Raw genomic sequence first — 24,186 nt, forward strand, 5'->3', positions numbered from 1 at the left:
GTTGGATTCCGTTTGTTTCACAGATGGATTTCTTTTGTTTCACAGCTGTGATATGCAAAGGGAATGCAATGGTAAGGGAAACGATACACCGGGTTAACGGCAGTCTCTCCCTTGTGACCGGCTCTATCCCAAGGGTAACGGAAACTATAAAGCATTATAACGGGAAGGCGATACACCAAACTGATTCGTAAAGTGCTTGCGGAATGTATTTATATCGTTATAACCGACCATTTCGGCCACCTCCTGAACAGAATATTTCTTCTGCATGATCAGGGAAGCTGCCTTGCTGATACGGATACTGCGGATCACTTCGATAATCGACAGGTTACTTTGCTGCTTCATCTTCCGGTATAAGGTAGGCTGGCTGAGATTCAATATGCTTGCCAGGCTTTTGGCACTGAAATCCGGGTTCGTCAGGTTGGCTTCGACGATACTGATTACCTGCTGCATGAAAAGGCCGGCCTGCTCTTCTTCCTCCGGCTTCTCTACCGTATGTTTCAACATCAGGGTTTTCGTATAGATACGTTTCAGCTGCTCACGCATGCGGATCAGGTTCTCTGCCTTGGCTTTGAGCACTTCGGGGTTGAAAGGCTTCATGATATAATCGTCCACACCGATCCGGGTACTTTTCAACAAATCCTCCTCTTCGGCTTTGGCCGTCAGCATGATGATCGGGATATGGGCCGTCTGCAACTCCTGCCTGATCTCCTGGCAACAGGTAAAGCCGTCTTTGACCGGCATCATTATATCCGAAATGATCAGGTCAGGGATCTCTTCACGGGCGATCCGCACGCCCTCTTCACCGTCCCGGGCTTCCAGGACACGGTATTTCTTCTCGAATAGAGTATGGATATAATGTCTTATCTCATCGTTATCTTCAATGACCAGCAATTTCTTGCCTGATTCGGGGGATGTCTCTTCACGAACCTTTTCCGGGGCAGTGAATGCTTCCTCCTTCTGTTCATCACGGGTATCCTCAACCAGTTGATATACATCTTCTTTAAAATGCTCGCGCCCCAACGGAAGGTAAAGGATGAACTCGGAGCCTTTGCCGGGAGCACTGTTCAGCAAGACTTTCCCATGATGGAGGTCCATCGTGTTTTTAACGATACGCAGACCGATACCCACCTTGGTAGAAAATGAGGGATCATTTTCGCCCGTTATAAAGGATTCAAAGATGCGTCCCTGCAAATTTTCAGCGATGCCGGGACCATTGTCTACAACGGATAATAAACAGAACATTTTCCCGTCCACTTCCTTCTCCGTGATCGTAACTCTTATCTTTCCGCCCTTCGGGGTATATTTGAGCGCATTCGAAAGAAGGTTCTTCAAGGCTGATTCTATTTTCGGAGCATCCAGCCATAAATCAAGCGACGAGATACCGGAGTTCAGGACATACTCAGTACTTTTTATCTCGGCCATATGCCTGAAAGAAGACATTACGTGTTCAACCAGAGCAACGATCTCCACTTTCGACAAATGTAGCTGAACCATTCCGGCCTCGATTTTCTGGACGTACAGCAATTGGTTCACCAGGGTAGATAATGAGGTCGCATTATTATAGACCAACGATAACTTATCATGCAAAGTTTCTGAAAGACGCTCCGTCTGCAACAACTCCTGTAAAGGAGAAAGAATCAGTGTGAGAGGTGTACGAAGTTCATGGGATACGTTCGTAAAGAAGTTTCCGCGTTCACGGTTGATCTGCTTCTCTTTCTCGCGTTCCAGATTGGAAACAAACAACTCATGTTTCAGGCGCTCCTCCTGTCTCAGCCGGGCTTGCTCTCTCCTTACACGACGTATCAGGTAATAAATAAGAAAGGCAGCCAGAGTAGCTATCAGGAAACGGAACCAGGCTGTTTCATACCAGAAAGGCAAAATGTGGATTACCATCGAAGTCGCATTCCCATTGGAACCGTCCGGCATAATACTACTTACTTCAAAAAGATATTCTCCCGGGGGTAAATTGGCATAGGAAACCCTTTCCCCATCGGCAGCAATCAGCCAGTCCGACTGAGCCGGCGTTAACCGATAGCTGTACTTCTGTAACTCGTCCGAATAAGTCAGATTACTGAACATCAGTGAAAAGTTATTATTGGCAGCAGTCAGTGTAAACTCATTGGTATAGGGAATACCTTTCTCCAGAATGACCTGATCGTTCACCTTTTGTCCGATCTCGACGGATTTGTTATCGACTTCCAATTGGGTTATTACCACTTTGTCAGAGACTGGATGGTCATTCATGGCTTCGTCCGGAAGGAAATAGGTCATATTCTTGTTATTTCCCCAGAACAAGAAATTCTTATAATGCATTACCGAACGGTTATTACCTGATATATAATAGTTATAAAAGAGTTTCTGATGCTTGCTGTAACGCGAAATGCTGGAGTTGGAACCCAGCCAAAGATGTCCTTTCGAATCCTCACTGATACAACCGATAAAGTTGCTACTCAGCCCATCATGGGTTGTATAAAAACTCTCGATCGTATCAGAAGACAAATCCATTATACCAAACCCGTCTGTAAAACCGATATACAACTTTCCGTCAGAGGAAGAAAAGAGGGAACGAATCTCCTTGGCCGGGATATTAGTTTGCTTTTCAAATCCCGAACGGATAGTACCATCTGTGAAGCTAAACTTTTTAAGTCCGTATATAGTTCCTAACCACAGACATTCTCCAGATATCTCTGTCATTGCCCGTATAGCACCGGAACCGGTAGAATAATGCGTAAACAATCCCGTAACAGGATCGAAAAGTAACAAACCGTTTGATGTCCCTAACCATAAACGCTCCTGGCTGTCAAACAATAAAGTCCAGATCCAACCCGTCCATTGAGGATTATCGGATACACGAATAGGAAAAATACTCAGCTTACCGGTATCCGAATGATAGTGAATCAGTTCAGACCTGTTATTACCAAACCACAAATCACCCCGTTTATCAGTGGTAACACACAAGACCGTATTTCCGCTACCGGACGACACCGGTTCAAAAGACAGACGGCTTTGCGGGTCAAACGGTTTCGTACTTCTAAGGATTCCTTTGTGGAAAGTTGCCAGCCAGATATATTGCTTTTTATCGGTTGCCATTCCGCATATTTCATTATGCGTCTCCTGATGAAAACGCTGATAAAACTGCTTACGCAAATCAGAAGCATAAACTCCTCCTCCCTGTGTTCCCACCCAAATAATTCCTTCAGGATCATAATAAGCAGAGATCATACGAGTCTCCAGATTGCGATGTAACTGCGATGCTGTATTATTATATACTTCTGTCGTAAAACGGGTAGAATCATCTTTGTCAGGTACCATGATCGTATATCCATTCCAGGTGGCTGCCAGGTAACGGCTGTTGCTGATCGATACCATCTGGTAAACATCCCAATGGGATAATGTTCTTACTTTGTCCTCCGGATTATAAGTATATTGCGTATAAGTTCCCGATTCCGGATTATAGCGGATCGCCCCGTTCGCCCAAGTGGCGATCCACACATATCCTTCGGAATATAAAAGTCTATGTACATGCATTTTACTAACCTTCGGCAACTCACCTTTACTTATTACCTGGAATGTCTCCGGATCGAATGTAATGATATTTCCCCAATTCGTCCCGATATAGATCAAGCCTTCCGGCGACTGGCAAAAAGCCATATAATCGGTATCGTTTCCTCCTAAACCGGTAAACTCCATTTCTACCCTCAGGTCAACCTCTGCTATATTTCCATCTTTATTTTTTTTGTAATCGATCAGGACAAGGGAAAGAACATCAGGCGATATAGACCAGAAAGAAGTATCGTTTTGCATGAGTATGTCCTGAACTCCGGTATATTTTTCACTGATCCTCACCGGTATGAAATGCTCCATCCGGCGGTCGAAACAAAACAGTTGTCCGTTGGCTATCAGCCAAAGCAAGCCGTTCTCCGTCTCGCTGATATGAAACACCTTCATATAAAGGCTATCCGAACCGAAGTTCTTAATGTTTTTTCCGTCATACCGACTCAGTCCGTTATCAGTACCGAACCACATGAAACCATCCCGGTCCTTATGGATGCAGGAAACCGTATTATCGGCCAATCCATTCTGCATAGTAAGTACCCGGATATCCTTTTCAAAAAAAGCATAGCCTGTAAAGCTATAAAAGATAACAAACGATATAACTATAATAAATTTCCTCATTTCCACATTCACGTACCTCCCTGAGGTTAACATCAGGTTCATATACAAAGAAACAAAAAAAGAAGGAGAGTAAGGACAATTAAACAAAAGAAAAACCACCCGCATAGCACGAATGAACAAAATACCCACTATCCGTGAATAAAATACAAAGTATACTGAATATCAATAAGCGAAATAAAGAAAATACCCATTGTTAATGACTAAAACACTTGCCAGTCCATTCAGGCATACCCGATACTTTTGCTTACAAAGATTATTTAAAATTTAGTATTCACAACCTTAAAACTAAAAGAGGATGAAGAAGAGAGTCACATTATTAATTGCACTGCTGATGGCCAGTATATCCTATATATATGCACAGCAGTTAACCATTACTGGTACTGTTACAGACAAGGGTCTGGGTGATCCGGTTATCGGAGCAACCATTCTGGTACAAGGAACCACCAACGGAACTGTCACCGATATGGACGGTAAGTTTTCCCTGGATGTATCAAAAGGAGATATACTACATATTTCCTATATCGGTTACCAGCCACAAACCATCAAAGTTGACGGAGTACAGAAGGTGTACACCATCCAGTTGGGTGAAGATACACAGGCACTCGACGAAGTAGTCGTTGTCGGCTTCGGTACACAAAAGAAAGTAAACCTGACAGGAGCCGTTTCCACCGTCGACACCAAAGCACTCGAATCACGCCCGGTAGCTCAGGTAGGACAAGCCCTGCAAGGTGTTGTTCCCGGTCTGAACCTTTCACTCAACAACCAGGGAGGCGCCCTGGGTAACGCTTTGAAAGTAAATATCCGCGGTACAGGTACAATCGGTGAAGGTTCTAACGATGCCCCGCTGATCCTTATCGACGGCATCGAAGGAGATATGAACGCATTGAACCCGGATGATATCGAGAACATCTCCGTATTGAAAGATGCTGCCGCATCCAGTATTTACGGTTCGCGTGCCCCGTTCGGTGTGATCCTGATTACTACCAAAAGCGGAAAGAGCGGAAAGACGCAGGTTACCTATAATAACAGCCTGCGCTGGTCTACCGCCACCAACTTGCCGGATATGATGGACTCATACACGTTTGCCAAGTACTTCAATGCAGCTGCCCTGAACAGCGGACAAAGTGCATCATTCAACGATGAAACTATCGGTCGCATTATCGCTTATCAGAAAGGAGAATTAACGACATCAACCATACCGAACAGTGCCAACGGAATGTACCAGTTCCACCAACTGGCCAATGACAACCAGAACTGGACCCGCAATCATTTCAAAACAGCTTTCAGCCATGAACATAATGTTAATGTAAGCGGCGGTACAGAAAAGCTGACTTATTTCATGTCGGGTGCCTTTATGGACCAGGGCGGTAACATGCGTTACGGCGATGATGACTTCAAACGTATGAATGCCTCGGCTAAGATCAACTCGAAAGTAAACGACTGGTTGCAGATTGGTTTAAGTACCCGCTTCATCCGTGAAGAACTCGATCGTCCGACTTATGCAAATGACGATCCGGACAATACGGCAAACGGTATCCAGGTCGGTTTATATTACCACGACATCTCACGTACCTGGCCGACCATGCCTTTCCAGGACCCAAACGGCCACTACATGCGTAACTCCAAGATCATCCAGATCAAAGACGGCGGACGTTATAAACGCCGGAAAGACATTATCTATACACAGGCCAACGTAACTATCACTCCGCTGAAAGACTGGAATATCCGCGGAGACGTTAGCCTGAAGGCAGAACATATAAACAAAGACGAAAACCTGGCTAAAGTGTATGAATGGAACTCAAAGAATGAACCGGTGCCTATGGCATTTGCCGGGAGTTATGGTCCGGGAGCAACCTATGCATGGTCTTCCGCACAGGACAATAACTTATTGACAACCAGCTTGTATACCGATTACTTCAAGTCGTTCAATAAGAATAACTTCAAAGTAATGGTCGGTTTCAACACCGAACTCTACAAGCAGAACTATGTGTATGCTAAACGTGACGATGTGATCAGCGACGAAGTACCGAGTATCGACACCAGCATGGGTAAAGATTATACTTCTGCAAACAAGAAGGAATGGGCAACTGCCGGCTTCTTCGGACGTTTGAACTACGACTACGACGGTCGTTACCTGGCTGAGATCAATATCCGCTACGACGGTTCTTCACGCTTCCTGCGTGATAAACGCTGGAATGTATTCCCTTCTTTCTCGTTGGGATACAACATCGCACGTGAAGCATTCTGGGAAGATCTTTCGGAATATGTAGGCACTTTGAAGCCCCGTTTCTCATGGGGTAAGCTGGGCAACCAGAACACGAAGGAATTTTATCCGTTCTATCCGGCACAGCCGCTGGGACTGAAAAACGGAAAATACCTGATCGGCGGACAGCAACCGACTACGGCTACTGCCCCATTGATGGTCAGCGACCTGATGACATGGGAAAAGATCACGACCACCAATATCGGTTTCGACTTCGGTGCCCTAAACAACCGCCTGACAGGTTCGTTCGAATGGTACATGAGAAAAACAGACGACATGGTCGGTCCTCCCGAAGAGAAATCACCGATCATCGGTATCGACAACGACAAACTGCCGCGTATCAACAATGCAGCTATGCAGAGCAAAGGATGGGAACTGGCTTTAACCTGGAACGACCAGATCGGCAAGGTCGGCTATACCGTCGGATTTACCCTGGCCGATGCCCGTACCAAGATCACCAAATACCCGAATGATGCACAGATCATCGACCGGAAGAATTCGGACGGAAACATGGAATACGTACCTTACAACGGCAGATACATGGGTGACATCTGGGGATTCGAAACCATCGGCATTGCCAGGACAGACCAAGAAATGCAGGATCACCTGGCAACGACAGACCAGTCACAGATCGGTAGCAAATGGGGTGCAGGAGACATCATGTACAGAGATATCAATGGTGATGGTAAGATCACGACAGGCTCCAACACGGTCGGCGATCCGGGCGACCGCAAGATCATCGGTAATGAAACTCCCCGCTACCAGGTAGGTATCACACTGGGAGCCGACTGGAACGGTTTCGACTTCCGCGCTTTCTTCCAGGGAGTCTGCAAGCGCGACATCTGGCTGGACGGTAACTTCTTCTGGGGTGCTGTAGGCGGCGGTATCTGGCAGTCTATCGGATATAAGGAACATTTCGATTACTTCCGTCCGGAAGGCGACAATATGGGTGCCAACCTGAACTCTTACTTCCCCAGACCTTACTTCGATGCCAATGCTACGAAGAATCAGAAGGTACAAACCGGTTATCTGCAAAATGCCGCTTATTTGCGCCTGAAAAACCTGCAAATCGGTTACACGTTGCCTAACCAGCTCACTTCGAAGATAGGTCTGAGCAAAGCACGCCTATTCTTCTCCGGCGACAACCTGTTTACCATTTCTTCCATCTTCGGTGTATTCGATCCCGAAGCAGTAGGCGGAGCATTGGGTAACGGTAAAATCTATCCGCTTTCAAGAACACTGTCATGCGGAGTAAATGTTTCATTCTAAAATATTAAAGCATCATGAAACATCCATGAAATAAATTTCGTCCAAGAGAATGTAAATAGGGGGGTATTGTTTACTTTAGTGTCATTCACTCGAAAAAACGAATGCAATGAAAACAGTACCTTTTGAACAAGTCATCCTCCGGGGTTGTGGAATAGATGTCCACAAGGACATGGTAGTTGCTACGATAAGTGGCGAAGGTCTCAAAACTGAAACCCGCAGTTACAAGACCTTCAGTAGTTCTTTGACAGAATTAAAAGAATGGTTATTATCCAGTGGCATTACGCATGTAGCAATGGAAAGTACCGGTGTTTACTGGAAGCCGGTTTATAAGATTCTTGAATGTCCAGATATGAAAGTCTGGATCGTGAACGCACGGCACATCAAGTATGTTCCCGGGCACAAAACGGATAAAAAGGATAGTGCCTGGATTTGCAAACTGCTTTTAGCAGGTTTGTTGAAACCGAGTTATATCCCGGAGCGTGAACAACGTGAGCTTCGTGATTTAACCCGTTACCGTAACAAGTTGATCCAGCATGTATCTTCTGAGAAAAACCGTATTGTTCGTATCCTGGAAGATTGTAACATCAAACTTTCCAGCGTGGTGTGCAGCCTGGACGGAGTCGTGGCGAACAAGCTGATAGATATGTTGATCGATAAGGGTCATGTAACAATGGATGACATAACTTGCATCTATCATAAAAAACTTGAAGCCAGTCCGGAACTTCTTTATCAGGCTTGTGAAGGCTTTATAGAACCGCATCACATCTATATGTTGCAGACCATCCGTAAAGATATGGAACAGACGAAAGCCATCATAGCTGACCTTACCTGCCGTATAAAAGAGGTTTTATCTCCTTATGAGAATGTGATGGAACTCTTGCAGAAGATCCCCGGACTTAGCCGGAAAACGGTTGAAGACCTGATAGCAGAGATAGGTGTGGATATGGAAGCCTTTCCAACCGAAAAGCACCTGGCTTCGTGGGCCGGTGTCTGTCCAGGCAATAACGAGAGCGCAGGTAAAAAAAAAGTGGTAGAACCACCCATGGCAACAAACAGTTGAAAGCCGTAATCACGGAGGCTGCGTGGGCAGCCACCCGTACCAAGAACACCTTTTACAGTGCACGTTATCACCGTTTAGCCGCCCGTCGAGGGAAAAAGAGGGCTTTAGTAGCAGTAGGACACTCGATCCTGAAATCGGTATGGCATGTACTGAAAGAGGCTTGTGAGTATAAGGAACTCGGTGCGGAATATCTCAACCAAAGGATGGAGCAGAAACGGAAAAATTACTTGAAGAAAGAGCTGGAAGCACTTGGCTATAAAGTTAAAATCAGCCGTGATGATGGTCCAATCCCAGAAGTAGGTTAAAAACATAGAGAAGGTCGATTTTTACTGGCTTGTTGTCGTAAGAAACAGCAAGAGGTCGCTCATGAAACTGATCTCAACTGCTAAGCGGTCAAGACTGCGAGTCCTTTAACGCGTGTATGAAATTTTTTTTCTTAGCTGTTGTAAAATTATAAAATGCCCAAAGATAATAGCCAACCGCATTTGTATCTATACAAGTGCTCTCTTTTGTTTTGTCTGAACTCTAAAAAAATCAATTTATTAATGGTTTAAACGGCTCTCTTGAGATAGGGAGCGCAATTTATTTACATATGAAAAAGCAATCAATCATTATATTATCGCTGGCAGTCGGTTCCCTCAGTTTCACTGCGTGTAACGATTTCCTCGACCGTGAACCCCTGTCGTCCGTCACTTCTGAACATTATCTGAACACGGAAACCGAGTTAGCCAGTTTCGGAGCTGCCCAATACGACGCACTTCCGGCACACAAACCGGGTGAATACAGCATCGGCGTCTTCAAAACAGACAATAACAGCGACAACCAATGCGCTGCAAAAGAAGATGATAACTTCGTTCCCGGCGAACGTCGCGTACCGACCAGCGGAGAATGGGATTTCAAGAAGATACGAGATTGTAACTATTTCCTCGAAACCGTACTGCCCAAATATGAAGAAGGTAAGATCAGCGGTTTAGATGCCAACATCCGCCATTATATCGGCGAAATGTATTTCTTCCGCGCTTTCCAGTACTTCACATTCATGAAAAAGTACGGAGACTTCCCGATCGTAGATAAAATCCTGTCGGACGACTATGTCGAACTTGCCGAAGCCAACCAACGCCGCCCGCAAAACGAAGTGGCACGTTTCATCCTGGCCGACCTGGATAAAGCCACAGAGATGATGAAAGAAACAGCTCCCGAATCCAACCGTTTGACCAAATATGTAGCCCTTCTGCTCAAATCGAGAGTCGCTTTGTACGAAGGAACCTGGTTGAAATATCATGCAGGAACCGACCGTGTTCCGGGCGGACCAGGCTGGCCGGGTGCCAATGCCGATTATCTGAAAGATTTCACCATCGACCTGAATTCGGAAATAAACTTCTTCCTCTCGGAAGCAAAGAAAGCATCCCAGGAAGTTGCCGATGCTTTCCCGCTGGGAGATTATTCAAGCATGTTCAACAGTGTTGACCTGTCCGATATGAAAGAGGTTTTGCTTTGGAGACGATACGACATCAGCCTGAAAGTATTCCATTACGTTGTTTCTTATCTGCAAACGGTTAATCCCTCCGGCAACGGTTGCGGAAATACAGGTTTTACCCGTACGCTGGTTGAAAGCGTTCTGATGAAAAACGGGCTGCCTATCTATGCCTCCGGTTCCGGTTATAAAGGCGATAAGACATTGGAAGATGTAGCGACCGACCGCGACAATCGTTTCCGCGAATCAATAAGTATCCCGGGCGATCCGATCAACAGCCTCAACAACTTCACCCGCCCGGGCATAACTATCGTTACGGAAAACAAGAGTACCACCGGTTATTGCCTTCGTAAAGGATTGAACCAGGATATCAACATGGGCCCGACGTTGCCGAGCAATACCGGATGCGTAATTTTCCGTGCCGCAGAAGCATATCTGAATTATATCGAAGCAAACTACGAACTCGACCATAATCTGGATGCCAAGAGTACCGCCTACTGGAAAGCCCTGCGCAACCGTGCCGGTGTGGATGAAGATTTTCAGAAAACTATTGCAGCTACCGACCTGTCGAAAGAAAACGATTTTGCCACTTATTCCGGCGAACAACTGGTAGATGCTACATTATATAACATACGCCGCGAAAGACGTATCGAGTTTTTGGCTGAAGGCTTCCGCCTCGACGACCTGTACCGTTGGAGAGCACTCGATCGAATGAAAGACTACCAGGTAGAAGGTTTCAACCTCTGGGATGAAAATTATAAGTTGTATGACGACCTGAAAGTGGAAGGTGAAACAGACGAACCGAACGTTTCCAGCCGTTACAACAAGTATCTCCGCCCGTACCAGATACAACGCAACAACAAAGCGTATCTGGGATATACCTTTATGAAGGCTCATTACCTGGCACCTATTGCTTACGATGTGATCCGGCTGAGTACACCCCAAAAGGGAGGTGATATAAGCACTGCTTACATCTACCAGAACCCGGGATGGGACATACAACCGGGAACAAGTGCACAGAAATAAGGGACATAGTAAGCAGAAAGATACGACCTACTAATCCAAACGTCCCTATCTTCTATATTTTTGACCTGGGTCGAAAACGTTTATCACCCAGGTCAAAAACATTTTCCACCTAGGTCAAAAACGTTTACTACCTGGGTCAAAAATATAAAAGGTCCCATACAAAATATTACAAAGCAGAGATGAAATACTTACCGGAATACTTACTTTTGATTACTTCCTGCCTATATGGCGGTAATATACAAGCCAAGGAGAAAGCTTCTTCCCCTAACCTGGTCTTCATCATGGCCGACCAATGGCGCGGACAGGCAATGGGTTGTCTGGGACTGGAACCGGTACAAACACCCAACCTCGACCGTCTCGCCGCCGAAGGGGTCTATTTTACAGATGCCATCAGCAGCTATCCCGTCTCCTCCCCTGCCCGGGGCATGCTGATGACGGGTATGTATCCGACGAACAGCAAGGTAACAGGCAACTGCAATTCAGCCACGGCTCCTTACTATGTGGAGCTACCCACCGAAGCTCGTTGCTGGTCGGATGTGCTGAAAGACCAGGGATATGAGCTCGGATACATTGGAAAATGGCATCTCGATGCTCCTTATCAACCTTATATTGACTGTAATAACAACAAAGGAAAAATAGCCTGGAATGAATGGTGTCCCAAAGAACGCCGCCACGGTTTCAGCCACTGGATCGCCTATGGCACATACGATTATCATCTGAAACCCATGTACTGGGATACGGATGCTTCGCGCGACGAATTTTATTTCGTCGACCAATGGGGACCGGAATATGAAGCCGACCGGGCCATCGACTACATCGCCAATCGAGATAATAAATTACGCGACGCAGGCAAACCTTTTGCCCTGGTCGTATCCATGAACCCGCCTCATACCGGATATGAGCTGGTTCCCGACAAATACAAAGATATCTACCGCAACGTAGATGTCGAAACAGTATGCAACTCCCCCATCATCGCCCCCAAAGGGACAAAAATGGGAGACTTCTACCGCAAGAGTGTATTGGATTATTATGCCTGTATGACAGGTGTCGACGAACAGGTCGGCCGTATCATCCGCCAGTTGAAAGAACAGGGATTGTTCGACAATACAATTGTGGTGTTTACTTCCGATCATGGCGACAGCATGGGGATGCACGAGCATATCGGTAAAAATATTTATTACGAAGAAGCCATGCGCATCCCGATGATGATTAGCTGGCCGGAAAAGATCACGCCGCGCCGGGATTCTACCCTGATGATCGCTTTCGCCGACCTGTATCCTTCCCTCTTGTCATTAATGGGATTCAAAGACCGGATACCGGCAGAGATCCAGACTTTCGACCTGTCCGCTTCTATCCTCTCACCGGAGAATACACAGGAGATCGTACAGCCCTATTATTATCTTCTCCCTGAAAATTTAACAACCGGATACAGGGGATTACGGACGAAAAAATATACATTTGCAGTACACGCCACAAACGGCCGGACTGACGAATGGATATTATTCGACCGCGAACAGGATCCATTCCAGCTAAACAACATAGCCCCCGATCAGCCGACACTGATTAAACAGTTTTCAAACCAGTTGAAAGACTGGCTGAAGAAGACCAACGATCCATTTATGAACTGTCTGTAAATTATATACACATGAAAACACATCTTTATCTGGCAATCTTACTGATAGCAAGTATTTTCCCGGCAACGGGACAAGAGGCGGATATCCCCCGTCCGGCCCCTCACCAGTTGAAATGGCACGAGTCGGAAATGGGCGTCGTCTTCCATTATGATCTCCATGTCTTCGATGGCATCAAATACGGTCAGGGCAACAACCGCGTCCAGCCGATAGAAGATTACAATATCTTCAACCCTACCCAACTAAATACGGACCAGTGGGTACAGGCGGCAAAAGCAGCGGGGGCCAAGTTTGCCGTCCTGACGGCCACCCACGAGACAGGCTTTGCCATTTACCAGAGCGATGTCAATCCTTATTGCCTGAAAGCGGTAAAATGGCGCGACGGGAAGGGGGATATCATCCGCGACTTTGTCAATTCATGTAGAAAATACGATATAATGCCGGGGATCTATGTCGGTATCCGGTGGAACTCACTTTTTGGCGTTCATAATTTCAAGGTACAGGGAGAAGGAGAGTTTGCCGCTAACCGTCAACAATGGTATAAGCATTTCTGCGAACGCATGGTTGAAGAACTTTGCAGCCGCTACGGTGATTTGTTTATGATCTGGTTTGACGGTGGCGCAGACGATCCGAAAGGCGACGGACCGGACGTATTGCCCATCGTCAGCAAGTACCAGCCGGAATGCCTTTTCTATCATAACGTAGACCGGGCGGACTTCCGCTGGGGCGGTTCCGAGACAGGGACGGTCGGTTATCCCTGCTGGTCTTCTTTCCCCTACCCTTACTCACACAGTAATAATACGGAAGGGAGCCGAAACCATAACGATCTGTTGAAACAGGGCGACAAGGATGGAAAATACTGGGTTCCTGCTATGGCAGACACTCCCTTGCGAGGCATGAACGGACGGCATGAATGGTTCTGGGAGCCGGATGACGAGAATACGGTTTACCCGGTTGAATCTTTAATGAATATGTATTATAAATCGGTCGGAAGGAATGCAACACTGATTGTCGGTCTGACACCCGATACAACAGGCCTGATCCCATCCGGCGACGTACAACGACTGAAAGAATGGGGCGACGAGATAAACCGCCGCTTCTCCTCTCCGATTACCTCTACCTCCGGACAAAAGAAAAGCCTGACACTGAAACTGGATAAGGCGCAACCGGTCAATCATTGCATTATCCAGGAAAACATCCGGAACGGTGAGCGTATCCGTCAATATAAAGTAGAAGCCAGGGTAAACGGTAAATGGCAAACCATTTGCGAAGGCGAATCGGTAGGGCACAAGCGTATAGAACAGTTCCCGGCAGTAGAGGCTTCCGCTTTGCGCCTGACAATCTCTCAATCGGTAGCACAACCGGATATACGTAACTTCAGTGTTTTCAACGTTCAAGAAGTAAATAAATGACAAGAAACAAGACATATTTGCTGACATTGATCCTGAGCAGTGCGGCCTGGCTCAGCCCTTCCCTCTCCGGACAAACAACCTTTGTCTATGAACGGGGAAAGATGTTCAACGATGTCGATGCTTTCCGGATGGAGCAGGCTATCGATCTGAAGAAGCAACAGACACCTGTCTATTATGAAAAGAACATACCGGGAGAGCAACAAACAGTCTCTTATAAAACGAATATACCCTCCTATAAACAAGGCATATTCTTTAGTCGCGACTCCCGCTCCGGCGATTATCAGTGGCCCAATAATACCAACCGGTTGCTGACCTGGGTATTTACCCGGCTCGACGATCTGGCGAAGGAAGATTATCCGGGTATCCCGTCTAACGGGGCGCCTTCCCTGCTGGGGGATGCCTTATTGCTGGAACTGGTTGACGGACAATATATGTTTGCCAAAGCTGTTGCCGGAGAGAATAGTATCAGCTGGTTCCGGGTGAACAGGGATGGTTCGTTAACAGTCTTCCTCTCTACTTTGGGAACAGACAATCTCGCTCCGCAAGCTCCCGTCCTGTTAATGAAAAAAGGGAAAACGGCCTATGAAGCCATTCATAAAGCATATATCGCTTTAACCGGCAACCGGGAGATTTCGGCATTGCAGAAGAGGACGGATAAAGATTATTTCGAAGCCTTTAAATACCTGGGTTGGTGTTCCTGGGAACATTATCATTACGATATCGACGAAACAAAGATACTGAACGACCTGGACGGCATCGAGGCTTCCGGCCTCCCCATCCGTTACGTCCTGATAGACGACGGCCATCTGGCGAATAAGAACCGCCAGCTTACCAGCTTCGTCCCGGATAAAGAACGGTTTCCCAACGGATGGAAGAACATCATCTCCCGGAAGAAAGAAGATAAAGTGAAATGGATGGGGTTATGGTATAACTTCTGCGGGTATTGGATGGGGATATCTCCGGAAAACGATTTCCCGGAAAAGGTGAAGCAATCGCTTTACCCCTACAACGGCAGCCTGTTACCCGGACAAAGCAGGGAGAATATCGACACGTTCTATCACTATTATATCCGGACATTGAAAGGATATGGTTTCGATTTCCTCAAGATAGACAACCAGTCTTTCCTGTTGCCTCTTTATATGGGAAACAAGGAGGTCGTACGGCAGTCTAAAGCATGTAACCTGGCATTGGAAGAGCAAACCCATAACCAGCAGGTCGGACTGATGAACTGCATGGCACAGAATATCCTGAACATAGACCATACACAATACAGCGGTGTGACCCGTGTCAGCATCGACTATAAGAAATATGATGAAGATATGGCCAAATCGCATCTGTTCCAGTCGTATACCAATACGTTACTGCAAGGACAGACAGTCTGGCCCGACCATGATATGTTCCATTCCTGCGATACGGTTTGCGGCAGCCTGATGGCCCGCTCGAAAGCCTTATCCGGTGGTCCGGTCTACCTGTCGGACTCTCCCGTCGATTTCACCCGGGAAAACATTCTTCCTTTGATCGACGAGGAAGGAAAGTTATTCCGTCCCGAAGCCCCGGCTATCCCGACACCCGAATCGATCATCACCAATCCTTTACAGGGTGGAAAGGCATACCGTGTATTTGCTCCGACCGGAGACGAGGCCGTTTCACTGATCTGCTATAACCTCAACACATCGCCTCGATACCGCAAGGTACAGGCTACGATCAGCCGGTCCGATTACCTGTTGCGTGAAACCATGACAGGAAAACCCGTTCCTCAGAACAAACGGATCATCCTTTACGACTGGACCGGACAGACGGCCAGCGAACTGGATACGGATCAACAGACAGAACTGGAAGGTTTCACCGACCGGTTATATCATCTCTGTCCGGTAAACAATGGCTGGGCGGTTATCGGAGTACAGGAGAAATTTCTGTCGCCGGCAACCGTCAGGATCATCTCCTGCAACCGGAAACAACTCACCCTCGATGTCCTCTGCTCCGGAACTGTCCGTGTATGGGTAGAATCAGGGAACAAAAAGGAATTACGCAGCATTCCGGTAACAACTCCGGGCACTATAACAATTAACAAATGAACTAAAAACGATACGAGCATGAACAAGAGACTATTTCTATCGCTGGCTACACTCCCGTTATTGGGAACAGCCGGGCAAGCCGAAGCGGCCAAACCGCAGGACCGGCCGAATATTATTCTCTTCCTGGTAGATGATATGGGCTGGCAAGATACTTCCCTCCCTTTCTGGAAGGAAAAGACACATTATAATGAAGTATACGAAACGCCTAACATGGAACGCCTTGCCCGCCAGGGTATGATGTTTACCCAGGCTTATGCATCCAGCATCAGTTCGCCGAGCCGTTGCAGCCTCTATACCGGTATGAATGCAGGCCGCCACCGGGTAACGAACTGGACGTATCCCAAAAACAAATCGACAGACCGGCAAAGCGATGTGCTGGAATTGCCAGACTGGAATGTAAACGGTATCTGTGAGGTCGCAGGCATCGAACATACCTATCAGGTCACCTCCATGGCTCAAATACTGAAAGATAACGGTTATCATACCATCCATTGCGGAAAAGCCCATTGGGGAGCGGTAGACACACCGGGAGAGAACCCGTATCATTTCGGATTCGAAGTAAACATTGCCGGACATGCCGGCGGTGGCCTTGCCAGTTATTTGGGAGAAGCCAATTTCGGTAACCGGACAGACGGCAAGCCGAATCCCTGGTTCGCCGTTCCGGGCCTGGATAAATACTGGGGAAAGGATATCTTTATCTCGGAAGCCCTGACACAGGAAGCTACCAAAGCACTGGATAAGGCGCAACAATACGATCAGCCGTTCTTCCTTTACATGTCGCATTATGCCATTCATGTCCCGATAGATAAGGATATGCGTTTCTATCAGAAATATATCGACAAAGGACTGGGAGAGAAAGAAGCCGCTTATGCCGCCCTGATAGAAGGAATGGACAAAAGTCTGGGCGATATCATGGATTATCTGGAGAAGAACAAGCTGGCGGATAACACGATCATCATCTTCATGTCCGACAACGGCGGTCTGGCTGCCGAACCGGAATGGCGCGACGGCAAACCTCATACCCAGAACTCCCCGCTGAACAGCGGTAAAGGTTCCGCTTACGAAGGCGGCGTTCGTGAACCGATGATCGTCAGCTGGCCGGGCAAGGTACAGCCGCAGAGCAAATGCGATAAATACCTGATCATCGAAGACTTCTTCCCGACCATCCTCGAAATGGCCGAAATAAAGAAATACGAGACTATCCAGCCAATAGACGGCGTCAGCTTCATGCCGCTGCTGACCAATACCGGCGATCCCTCCAAAGGGCGCAGTCTGTACTGGAACTTCCCGAACCTCTGGGGCAACACAGGACCGGGTATCGGAGCCACCTGCACAATCCGCCAGGGTGACTGGAAACTGATCTATTATTATGAGACAGGAAAAAAAGAGTTATTCAATATTCCCGACGATATAGGCGAAAAGAATGACTTGTCCGCTTCCCATCCCGACTTGATAAAGAAACTATCCAAAGACCTGGGCAAACAATTACGAAAGATGGAAGCACAGCGCCCGTCATTCAAGGCAACGGGTAAACCTTGCCCCTGGCCGGATGAGATATAATTTTTAGCAGTTATTCCTGTACTCTTTCAATATTATACCCTATCTTTGCCTGTAACAAAATTATTTAACTATGAAGAACAGGCATAAGATAAGGATTGTACCTGTTCCTGTCATACAGGAGCAGATACGGAAAGAGGAAATCCGTTTCTCTAAAGAGTTTGGAAGATACTTATTGGATCTATCGAAGCTGATCATTGGAGGAGCTGTTATTACAACAGTTATACAGCTTAACTCCGATAAATATGTGGTAATAGTATCGCTATAGGTTTAGCCATTACATTATGTATTGTTGGGTTTATAGTATTAACTTTAAAACATAAATAATTATGGGACCTGCTATATTATTATATTCTCTTTTAGGAGGCGCTGTCCTTATAGCATATATTCTCCTTTTCAAAACTAAGAAAGGTAGGGATTGGGTAGACAAGAACAGTTAAGATCATACAGTTCAGGCACGAATTACACACAACTTATTAATAAAAGCATGTGATCCGTGCCTGATTATTTATATAAACCTTTCCCTCTTCTGCAAATTCAGCAACCCGATCATCATCCACACAATACCACCTATCAAAAGGAAAATACGGTTCTTGACGATCAACCCTTCCCAGATTACCGGCAGGAAGTTATCAGGTACTTTAAAAGGATTCAGGAGGATATTCCAGAATGAACGTTCTATTATTTCCATCTCACTCGTTATCAGAAGGAGAATAGCCAGAATAATCGTAAACACAGCCGTGCCGTTACCGCTACGGGTGATGGTGGAGAGCATAAAAGCCAGATTCCCAAAAAAGACAAGGGGGAACATCAACTGGACAGACATCTCAAACGGATTGACCGGATATAACAATAATGTAGCTAGATAAGAAAAAGCCACCAGGATAAAAAATATAGCGACATAAATCATCAACAGGCGTACTCCCCAGACCTTATATTTGTAGTCAGGGATACCGAAAAGGATTTCCAGTATCCGGTTATCCTCATCATTCTGGATGCCGAATACGGCAGGATAGAATACCAGCAGGACACAAGGGAACATCAAAAGGTTATAGATCAGTCCTTCGTTGATCTCCGCCCTATTCCAGGCAGCCTGGAACATGAAATAGGCAAAGAATGCGAATGCCGCCAGCAAGAACCAGATGAACTTGCCGGCGAAGATGATCTTCAGGTTATATTTTACCACCTTGGGTAATAAAGGTATCAATTGCTTTATCGTCATAACTATCTTTTTACAACATTAATCTACCACTTGAGTCTCGCATCACGCCTGAGATTAGCAAGAAACTCATTGTCCGCTTTTCCCTTCCATATTTTTCAGCAAGCAGAGATAAGCATCTTCCAGATTCGGCTCTACCTCTACGGCTCCCTCATAAGGCGAACCGACAGACAGGTAACGCACCTGTATCGTATCTCCATCCTGTATATGATGGACCACCATCGTTTTGTCCAGCACCTGTTCGAACGACTCACGATCGATATGGAACTGCCAGACCTTACCGGTAGCCATGTCTACCATATCGGTCGGATCGCCGAAGTATTTCAGCTCGCCTTTGTTGATAACCACCACCTGGCTGCATGAACTGGAAATATCTTCGATAATATGCGTGGAGAAGATCACGATACGGTCTTTACTCAACTCTACCAGCAGGTTACGGAAACGGATACGTTCACGCGGGTCGAGACCGGCTGTTGGCTCATCCACCACCAGAATACGGGGAAGATGAAGCAGGATGAGGGCTATACCGATACGCTGTTTCATACCGCCGGAGAAAGAACCGATCTTGTCGTCTTTCCGTTCGTACATATGAACTGCTTTCAACACATATTCCAGACGTTCTTCCCTCAGCTTATTATCGGTAAGCCCTTTCAGGATCGCCTGATAATCGAGAAACTCCCAGGAAGACATATTCTCGTAAGTTCCGAACTCCTGCGGAAGGAAGCCGATCAGGCTCTGCAATTCCTCTCGGTAAATGCGGGTATCCAGTCCATTGATCCAGATACTGCCGTAACTCTGTTCCAGGATACCGCAGATAATACGCATCAGAGTTGATTTGCCGGCGCCATTAGGTCCCAGCAGACCGAACATTCCCGTACGGATCTCAAAAGATACACCTCGCAAGGCTTTGAAAGGCCTGCGCTGTTTCCCGATCAACGGAATCCCTTTGACCATACGGAACCAGGAGCGGCGAAGTCCGGCCAGTCGTCCTTTGATACGTTCTATATTGACATTCTTTTCATACAAGTATTGCGAAGAAACATATACGGCAATACAGAAGGCCCACAGAAGGCCCACAACGGAAATCAGTCCGGTATTATCCATCTTCCGGAACAGAATAAACAGGATGATCGGAGGAATACTCCAGAATATCAGACGGTTTATATATTTCACCCGCTTATTTTCCCCGAAACGGTAGAACAGGTATTGACGGACCTTCCGCCACAGATAAAGGATCGTGGCATAGATGGCAAACGACAACAGGAATATCCACAGCCTGTTATTGATGAAGAACCAGGTGAAATATATACCGAAAAGCAACATACCGAACTGCCACAGAACGTTGACAAAGTCTTTCAGCGAACGATATTCATTGCTCAGTCCCAGATGCCGGCGGATATTCAGGCCGCTATTCCACTGACGGCTGATACGTCCCGGCCAGTCGTATATCTTCACCAGGTTGCGGACAGAGATATGTATATCTTCCCCGGGATCGATTACTTTCGAACGGGCACGCCTCAAACTGGTCTGAGCAAAATAAGTCACTCCCGGAATACCGAAAACCAGAAGAACCATGTAAACAGACTGCCACAGCATCCCGTCGGCATACAGCCAAATACCAGCAACCCCCAACAGGAACAGTACCAGATGGAATATCCAGATTTTACGGGACAGGCCCCGATACCACTGCAAGGTATTCTCCAGCCCCATACAAACAGTCGGTATCAGGATCAGCGTCAGCAACGCAGAGAATGTCAACCCACCGATCACCGTAATGGCAAACGGTGCACCGATAGCACCGGCATATTCCGAATCTCCCATCGCCAACGGGAACATGGCGACAATTGTCGTTATCGACGTAATCAGGATCGGATGGATACGTGACAAGCCAGCCGTCATCAATGCCCTGTTACGCCTGTAGCCTCGTTTGCGGAGGATATTGGAATAGTCTATCAGGATGATACCGTTATTCACGACCACGCCCAGCAGGATCAGGAAACCGGTCAGCGTATTCGCATTCAACAGGCTATTGCTTGTCAGCAACAACGCCAGCAAAGAACCGATAGCAGCCAACGGTATTGAGAAAAGCAGGACAAAAGGCGTCACCAGCGATTCAAAGACAGAGGCCAGTATCATAAAGATAAGGATGAAAGCTGCCAGTATCAGGAACTTAAAATCGGCAAACTGATCTTCTTCATGGAACACCTCCACGGCAACCCCCGACGGCAGATTATAATTGGCAACCAACTGGTCGATATCCGAGCGATATCCCTCGAGCAGGTCTTTCGACGATTGCACGTCTTTAGAGAAATTATAGAACACCTCTATCTGTTTATCCTGGTTGACCCGCATGATACGGGTACGTCCCCGGCCATAATTGACAGAAGCCAGGTCCTGCAAATCATGCAGTCCGCCGTTGGCATTCTGTATCTGTACGCGGCGCAGGTCATCGACGGTTTTGTCTTTCTTTTCCGTCTCCGCCTCTTCTTCTTCGTTCTCTTCGTCACCGGGGATATCGTTACGGATGATGATATCGTAGGTATCCTCTCCGATCTTGAAAGAGGTACCCGAAGAATACTCCGGATTAAGCGCCGCCAGCCCGGAGGAAATATTGGCACGGGTAATCTCATATGAAGTCAGCAGGATCGGATCGAAATCGAGATGTATTTCAGGCTGCCGGCGGTTGTAGGAGACGCGCGAACCACGGATAAACTCCTGTTCATCGAGGTAATAGCGGAAATCTTCGGCTACCAGTTGCATCACATCGAAATCGGAACCTTTTATCACGATCCGTTCACGGTTCTCGCCGATACCCAGCAGACGCATGAAATTACCCAGACCAGCCATGGCCCTCCTCCTGCGCCACCTCCGCCGCCGCCACCCGACATCGATTCCTCCACGGAGATTTCCGCTCCCTGGATATTGGATACGGTGGCCTGCACCGTGGCTTTATATTCAGCCATTTTACTTCCCGCCTTCTTCACAAAGTCATCGGTGAAGTTAAGCGTGAGGACGGCATTCTTTTCATTTATACGACTGATCAAGTCTTTCCTGCCGGGAAAACTGTCCAGGCGCGCTTCGATCACCTTCACCAGTTTATCCGCATTATCGAGCGTACTGCCCGTCGGCATCGTCACATAGATATTGATACGGTCGGTATTCACATCTTTCATCTGCTGCACATTCATGTAGATGGAAAGGATCAGGGTGACGAACAAGACGATGATCGCTCCGAAGATCGTCACGCCCGGATTCCGCATACAGGTTTTCAGCAAAACCAGGTAGACCTGTACAGGACGCTGTACAATCGAAACCTTTTCATAAAAGACGCTCTGCCCGTTTTTCTTCCTCAGCAGCAGGTAAGTTGCCATCGGGATGAACAGCAGGGCGACAAACAAGGAGATGGTCAGGGTAGAGATAATCGAAACACCGACATGATGCCCGATCAGCTTGATCATAAAGTTGTCGGAGAAAACGAAAGGAAGAAAGACCGTCACCGTCGTCAGCGTAGCCGCCACGATAGAACGCCATACCTCCTTTGTACCCTGTGTAACGGAACGTTCGGGCGTACAACCGGAAGCCGAAAGGCGGTAGATATTTTCAAGCACCACCACACTATTGTCGAGCAGCATCCCGATTGCCAGCGCCATCCCCACCAGCGTCAGACTGTTGATCGTTATACCGAAGGCATAGAAGAAATTAAATGCCGTATAAACGGATATAGGGATTGAAAGGGCAATAAAAAATACCAGCCGCAGGTTCTTCAGGAACAGCCAGAGAATCAGTATGGCCAGCAGACCGCCCACCAGGGCGAGATTGATGATCTGGTCGATATTATTCTCCATCGTCTCAGCCGTATTCTCCTGCACCACCACTTCCACCTCGAGATAAGCCAGCTTCTCGTTCAGCCGGTCGATTGCCTCGACGGCCCGGTGCGACAAGTCGATCAGGTTCGCCTGCGAATCGCTCATCAAGGCGACCGATACCGCATCTTTTCCGTTCACACGGCTATAGGAAGTCTCTTCCTTCAGGTCGAAAAAGACGGTGGCTACATCTTTCAGCAGCACAGGACCGGGGGCGACCACGATATTCTCCAGGTCGGACACCTTCGAATAGAGAGCATTGACATGGATAAAGTATTTGCTGTCCGGTTCATTGGCAAAACCGACAAAGGCCTTATCCTGCGTGTTCTGCGTCAGCAGGCCGCTGATGGAAGACGGCGTCAGGTTCAACGCCTTGCAAGCCTCGGGATTGAGGCGTATCTCGATCGCTTTCTCCCGGCCGCCGTAGATATTGACGGAAGCAACCCCGTCCACATTCTCCAGGTCGGAACGAATCTCCTTATCCACAATATTACGTACCCTGTCGACACCGCCCGAACCGCGCACCTGCAAAACCATAAAGTTATTGGCCATCTGGCCGACATCGACCTTTTGCAACTGCACATTGAAGCCGTCGGGGAAAGTGGCTGCCAGTTCGTTCACCTTCTCCTGTAGACGGAGGGAGGTGATCTTGAAGTTCACCGTGTTTTTGAAATCTATCTGTATGGTAGACTGGCGACTGGCGACGGTGGATTGTATCTTATCCACCCCTCCGATCGAACTGATCGCCCCTTCAAGCGGAATAACGATTTCCGATTCCACGTACGAAGGGTCCATGTCCTGCTGGGATGAAACCTGTACGAACAGCATCGGCAGTTCGGCATTGGGCAATAACTCCACCGGCAACTGCTTATACGACACGTAACCGAGCATGGTCAGTGCGATAAACAGCATACAGATCGTTATTCTTCTATGTAGTAAAAAGTTCATATTCTTTTTTTTATATATTACACCCTGTAAAATACCTTCGTATCGTGCGCCGGGACTTTGCAGGCCTGCAAAATGCTTTCGCATCGTGCGCCGAGGCTTTACACGTCTGCAAAATGCTTTCGCATCATGCGCCAGGACTTTGCATGTCTGTAAAACGTTTTCGCATCATGCGCCGGGACTTTACACGCCTGTAAAACGCTTTCGCATCATGCG

The 24,186-nt window shown here is 47.3% G+C and carries 11 protein-coding genes and 1 pseudogene; 9 read left to right on the forward strand and 3 right to left on the reverse strand.

Annotated features, from left to right (window positions below; all coding sequences use genetic code 11):
• Positions 1-144 precede the first annotated feature (144 nt).
• Positions 145-4,176, reverse strand: coding sequence for a hybrid sensor histidine kinase/response regulator transcription factor (locus tag C825_RS01655; RefSeq protein WP_044215117.1), 4,032 nt, complete (start codon positions 4,174-4,176; stop codon positions 145-147).
• A gap of 295 nt (positions 4,177-4,471) precedes the next feature.
• On the opposite strand from C825_RS01655, the gene C825_RS01660 reads away from it, so the two are divergent.
• The 9 genes from C825_RS01660 to C825_RS01700 all read left to right on the forward strand — a co-directional run bounded on the left by C825_RS01660 (position 4,472) and on the right by C825_RS01700 (position 18,211).
• Positions 4,472-7,708 carry a SusC/RagA family TonB-linked outer membrane protein gene (locus tag C825_RS01660; RefSeq protein ID WP_010801147.1) on the forward strand — a complete coding sequence of 1,079 codons (3,237 nt, stop codon included), beginning with the start codon at positions 4,472-4,474 and terminating at the stop codon, positions 7,706-7,708.
• Positions 7,709-7,814: 106 nt separating this feature from the next.
• Positions 7,815-8,768: an IS110 family RNA-guided transposase gene (locus C825_RS01665; RefSeq protein ID WP_010800681.1), complete on the forward strand. Its 954-nt coding sequence runs from the start codon at positions 7,815-7,817 to the stop codon at positions 8,766-8,768.
• Positions 8,765-9,073 (forward strand): hypothetical protein, encoded by a 309-nt coding sequence (locus tag C825_RS01670; RefSeq protein WP_007657317.1) that lies wholly within the window; start codon positions 8,765-8,767, stop codon positions 9,071-9,073. The genes C825_RS01665 and C825_RS01670 overlap by 4 nt, the downstream gene beginning before the upstream one ends.
• A gap of 287 nt (positions 9,074-9,360) precedes the next feature.
• Positions 9,361-11,268 (forward strand): RagB/SusD family nutrient uptake outer membrane protein, encoded by a 1,908-nt coding sequence (locus C825_RS01675; RefSeq protein ID WP_009860428.1) that lies wholly within the window; start codon positions 9,361-9,363, stop codon positions 11,266-11,268.
• A gap of 179 nt (positions 11,269-11,447) precedes the next feature.
• Positions 11,448-12,902, forward strand: coding sequence for a sulfatase family protein (locus tag C825_RS01680; RefSeq protein ID WP_010801148.1), 1,455 nt, complete (start codon positions 11,448-11,450; stop codon positions 12,900-12,902).
• Positions 12,903-12,913: 11 nt separating this feature from the next.
• Positions 12,914-14,311: an alpha-L-fucosidase gene (locus C825_RS01685; RefSeq protein WP_010801149.1), complete on the forward strand. Its 1,398-nt coding sequence runs from the start codon at positions 12,914-12,916 to the stop codon at positions 14,309-14,311.
• On the forward strand, positions 14,308-16,386 hold the full coding sequence (locus C825_RS01690; RefSeq protein WP_010801150.1) for a Sip1-related alpha-galactosidase: 2,079 nt from the start codon (positions 14,308-14,310) through the stop codon (positions 16,384-16,386). The genes C825_RS01685 and C825_RS01690 overlap by 4 nt, the downstream gene beginning before the upstream one ends.
• A gap of 18 nt (positions 16,387-16,404) precedes the next feature.
• Complete coding sequence (locus tag C825_RS01695; protein ID WP_010801151.1) at positions 16,405-17,946, forward strand: sulfatase; 1,542 nt, start codon at positions 16,405-16,407, stop codon at positions 17,944-17,946.
• Between the two features lie 70 nt (positions 17,947-18,016).
• Positions 18,017-18,211 (forward strand): DUF6722 family protein, encoded by a 195-nt coding sequence (locus C825_RS01700; RefSeq protein WP_010801152.1) that lies wholly within the window; start codon positions 18,017-18,019, stop codon positions 18,209-18,211.
• A 240-nt stretch (positions 18,212-18,451) separates the two neighbouring features.
• Here the strand turns inward: C825_RS01700 and C825_RS01705 are convergent, their stop codons facing one another.
• Both C825_RS01705 and C825_RS01710 read right to left on the reverse strand, forming a co-directional pair.
• On the reverse strand, positions 18,452-19,165 hold the full coding sequence (locus C825_RS01705; RefSeq protein ID WP_009860435.1) for a hypothetical protein: 714 nt from the start codon (positions 19,163-19,165) through the stop codon (positions 18,452-18,454).
• A 66-nt stretch (positions 19,166-19,231) separates the two neighbouring features.
• Positions 19,232-23,973: pseudogene (locus tag C825_RS01710) on the reverse strand (efflux RND transporter permease subunit).
• Between the last annotated feature and the right edge of the window lie 213 nt (positions 23,974-24,186).

Source organism: Parabacteroides sp. ASF519, assembly GCF_000364265.2.
GTDB classification, from domain to species: Bacteria; Bacteroidota; Bacteroidia; order Bacteroidales; family Tannerellaceae; genus Parabacteroides; species Parabacteroides goldsteinii.

Bases quoted from the DNA above. Each gene is read 5' to 3' on its own strand.
- C825_RS01685 (WP_010801149.1), top strand. From the start codon at position 12,914: ATGAAAACACATCTTTATCTGGCAATCTTACTGATAGCAAGTATTTTC.
- C825_RS01680 (WP_010801148.1), top strand. From the start codon at position 11,448: ATGAAATACTTACCGGAATACTTACTTTTGATTACTTCCTGCCTATAT.
- C825_RS01660 (WP_010801147.1), top strand. From the start codon at position 4,472: ATGAAGAAGAGAGTCACATTATTAATTGCACTGCTGATGGCCAGTATA.
- C825_RS01705 (WP_009860435.1), bottom strand. From the start codon at position 19,165: ATGACGATAAAGCAATTGATACCTTTATTACCCAAGGTGGTAAAATAT.
- C825_RS01690 (WP_010801150.1), top strand. From the start codon at position 14,308: ATGACAAGAAACAAGACATATTTGCTGACATTGATCCTGAGCAGTGCG.
- C825_RS01700 (WP_010801152.1), top strand. From the start codon at position 18,017: ATGAAGAACAGGCATAAGATAAGGATTGTACCTGTTCCTGTCATACAG.
- C825_RS01655 (WP_044215117.1), bottom strand. From the start codon at position 4,176: ATGAGGAAATTTATTATAGTTATATCGTTTGTTATCTTTTATAGCTTT.
- C825_RS01695 (WP_010801151.1), top strand. From the start codon at position 16,405: ATGAACAAGAGACTATTTCTATCGCTGGCTACACTCCCGTTATTGGGA.
- C825_RS01665 (WP_010800681.1), top strand. From the start codon at position 7,815: ATGAAAACAGTACCTTTTGAACAAGTCATCCTCCGGGGTTGTGGAATA.
- C825_RS01675 (WP_009860428.1), top strand. From the start codon at position 9,361: ATGAAAAAGCAATCAATCATTATATTATCGCTGGCAGTCGGTTCCCTC.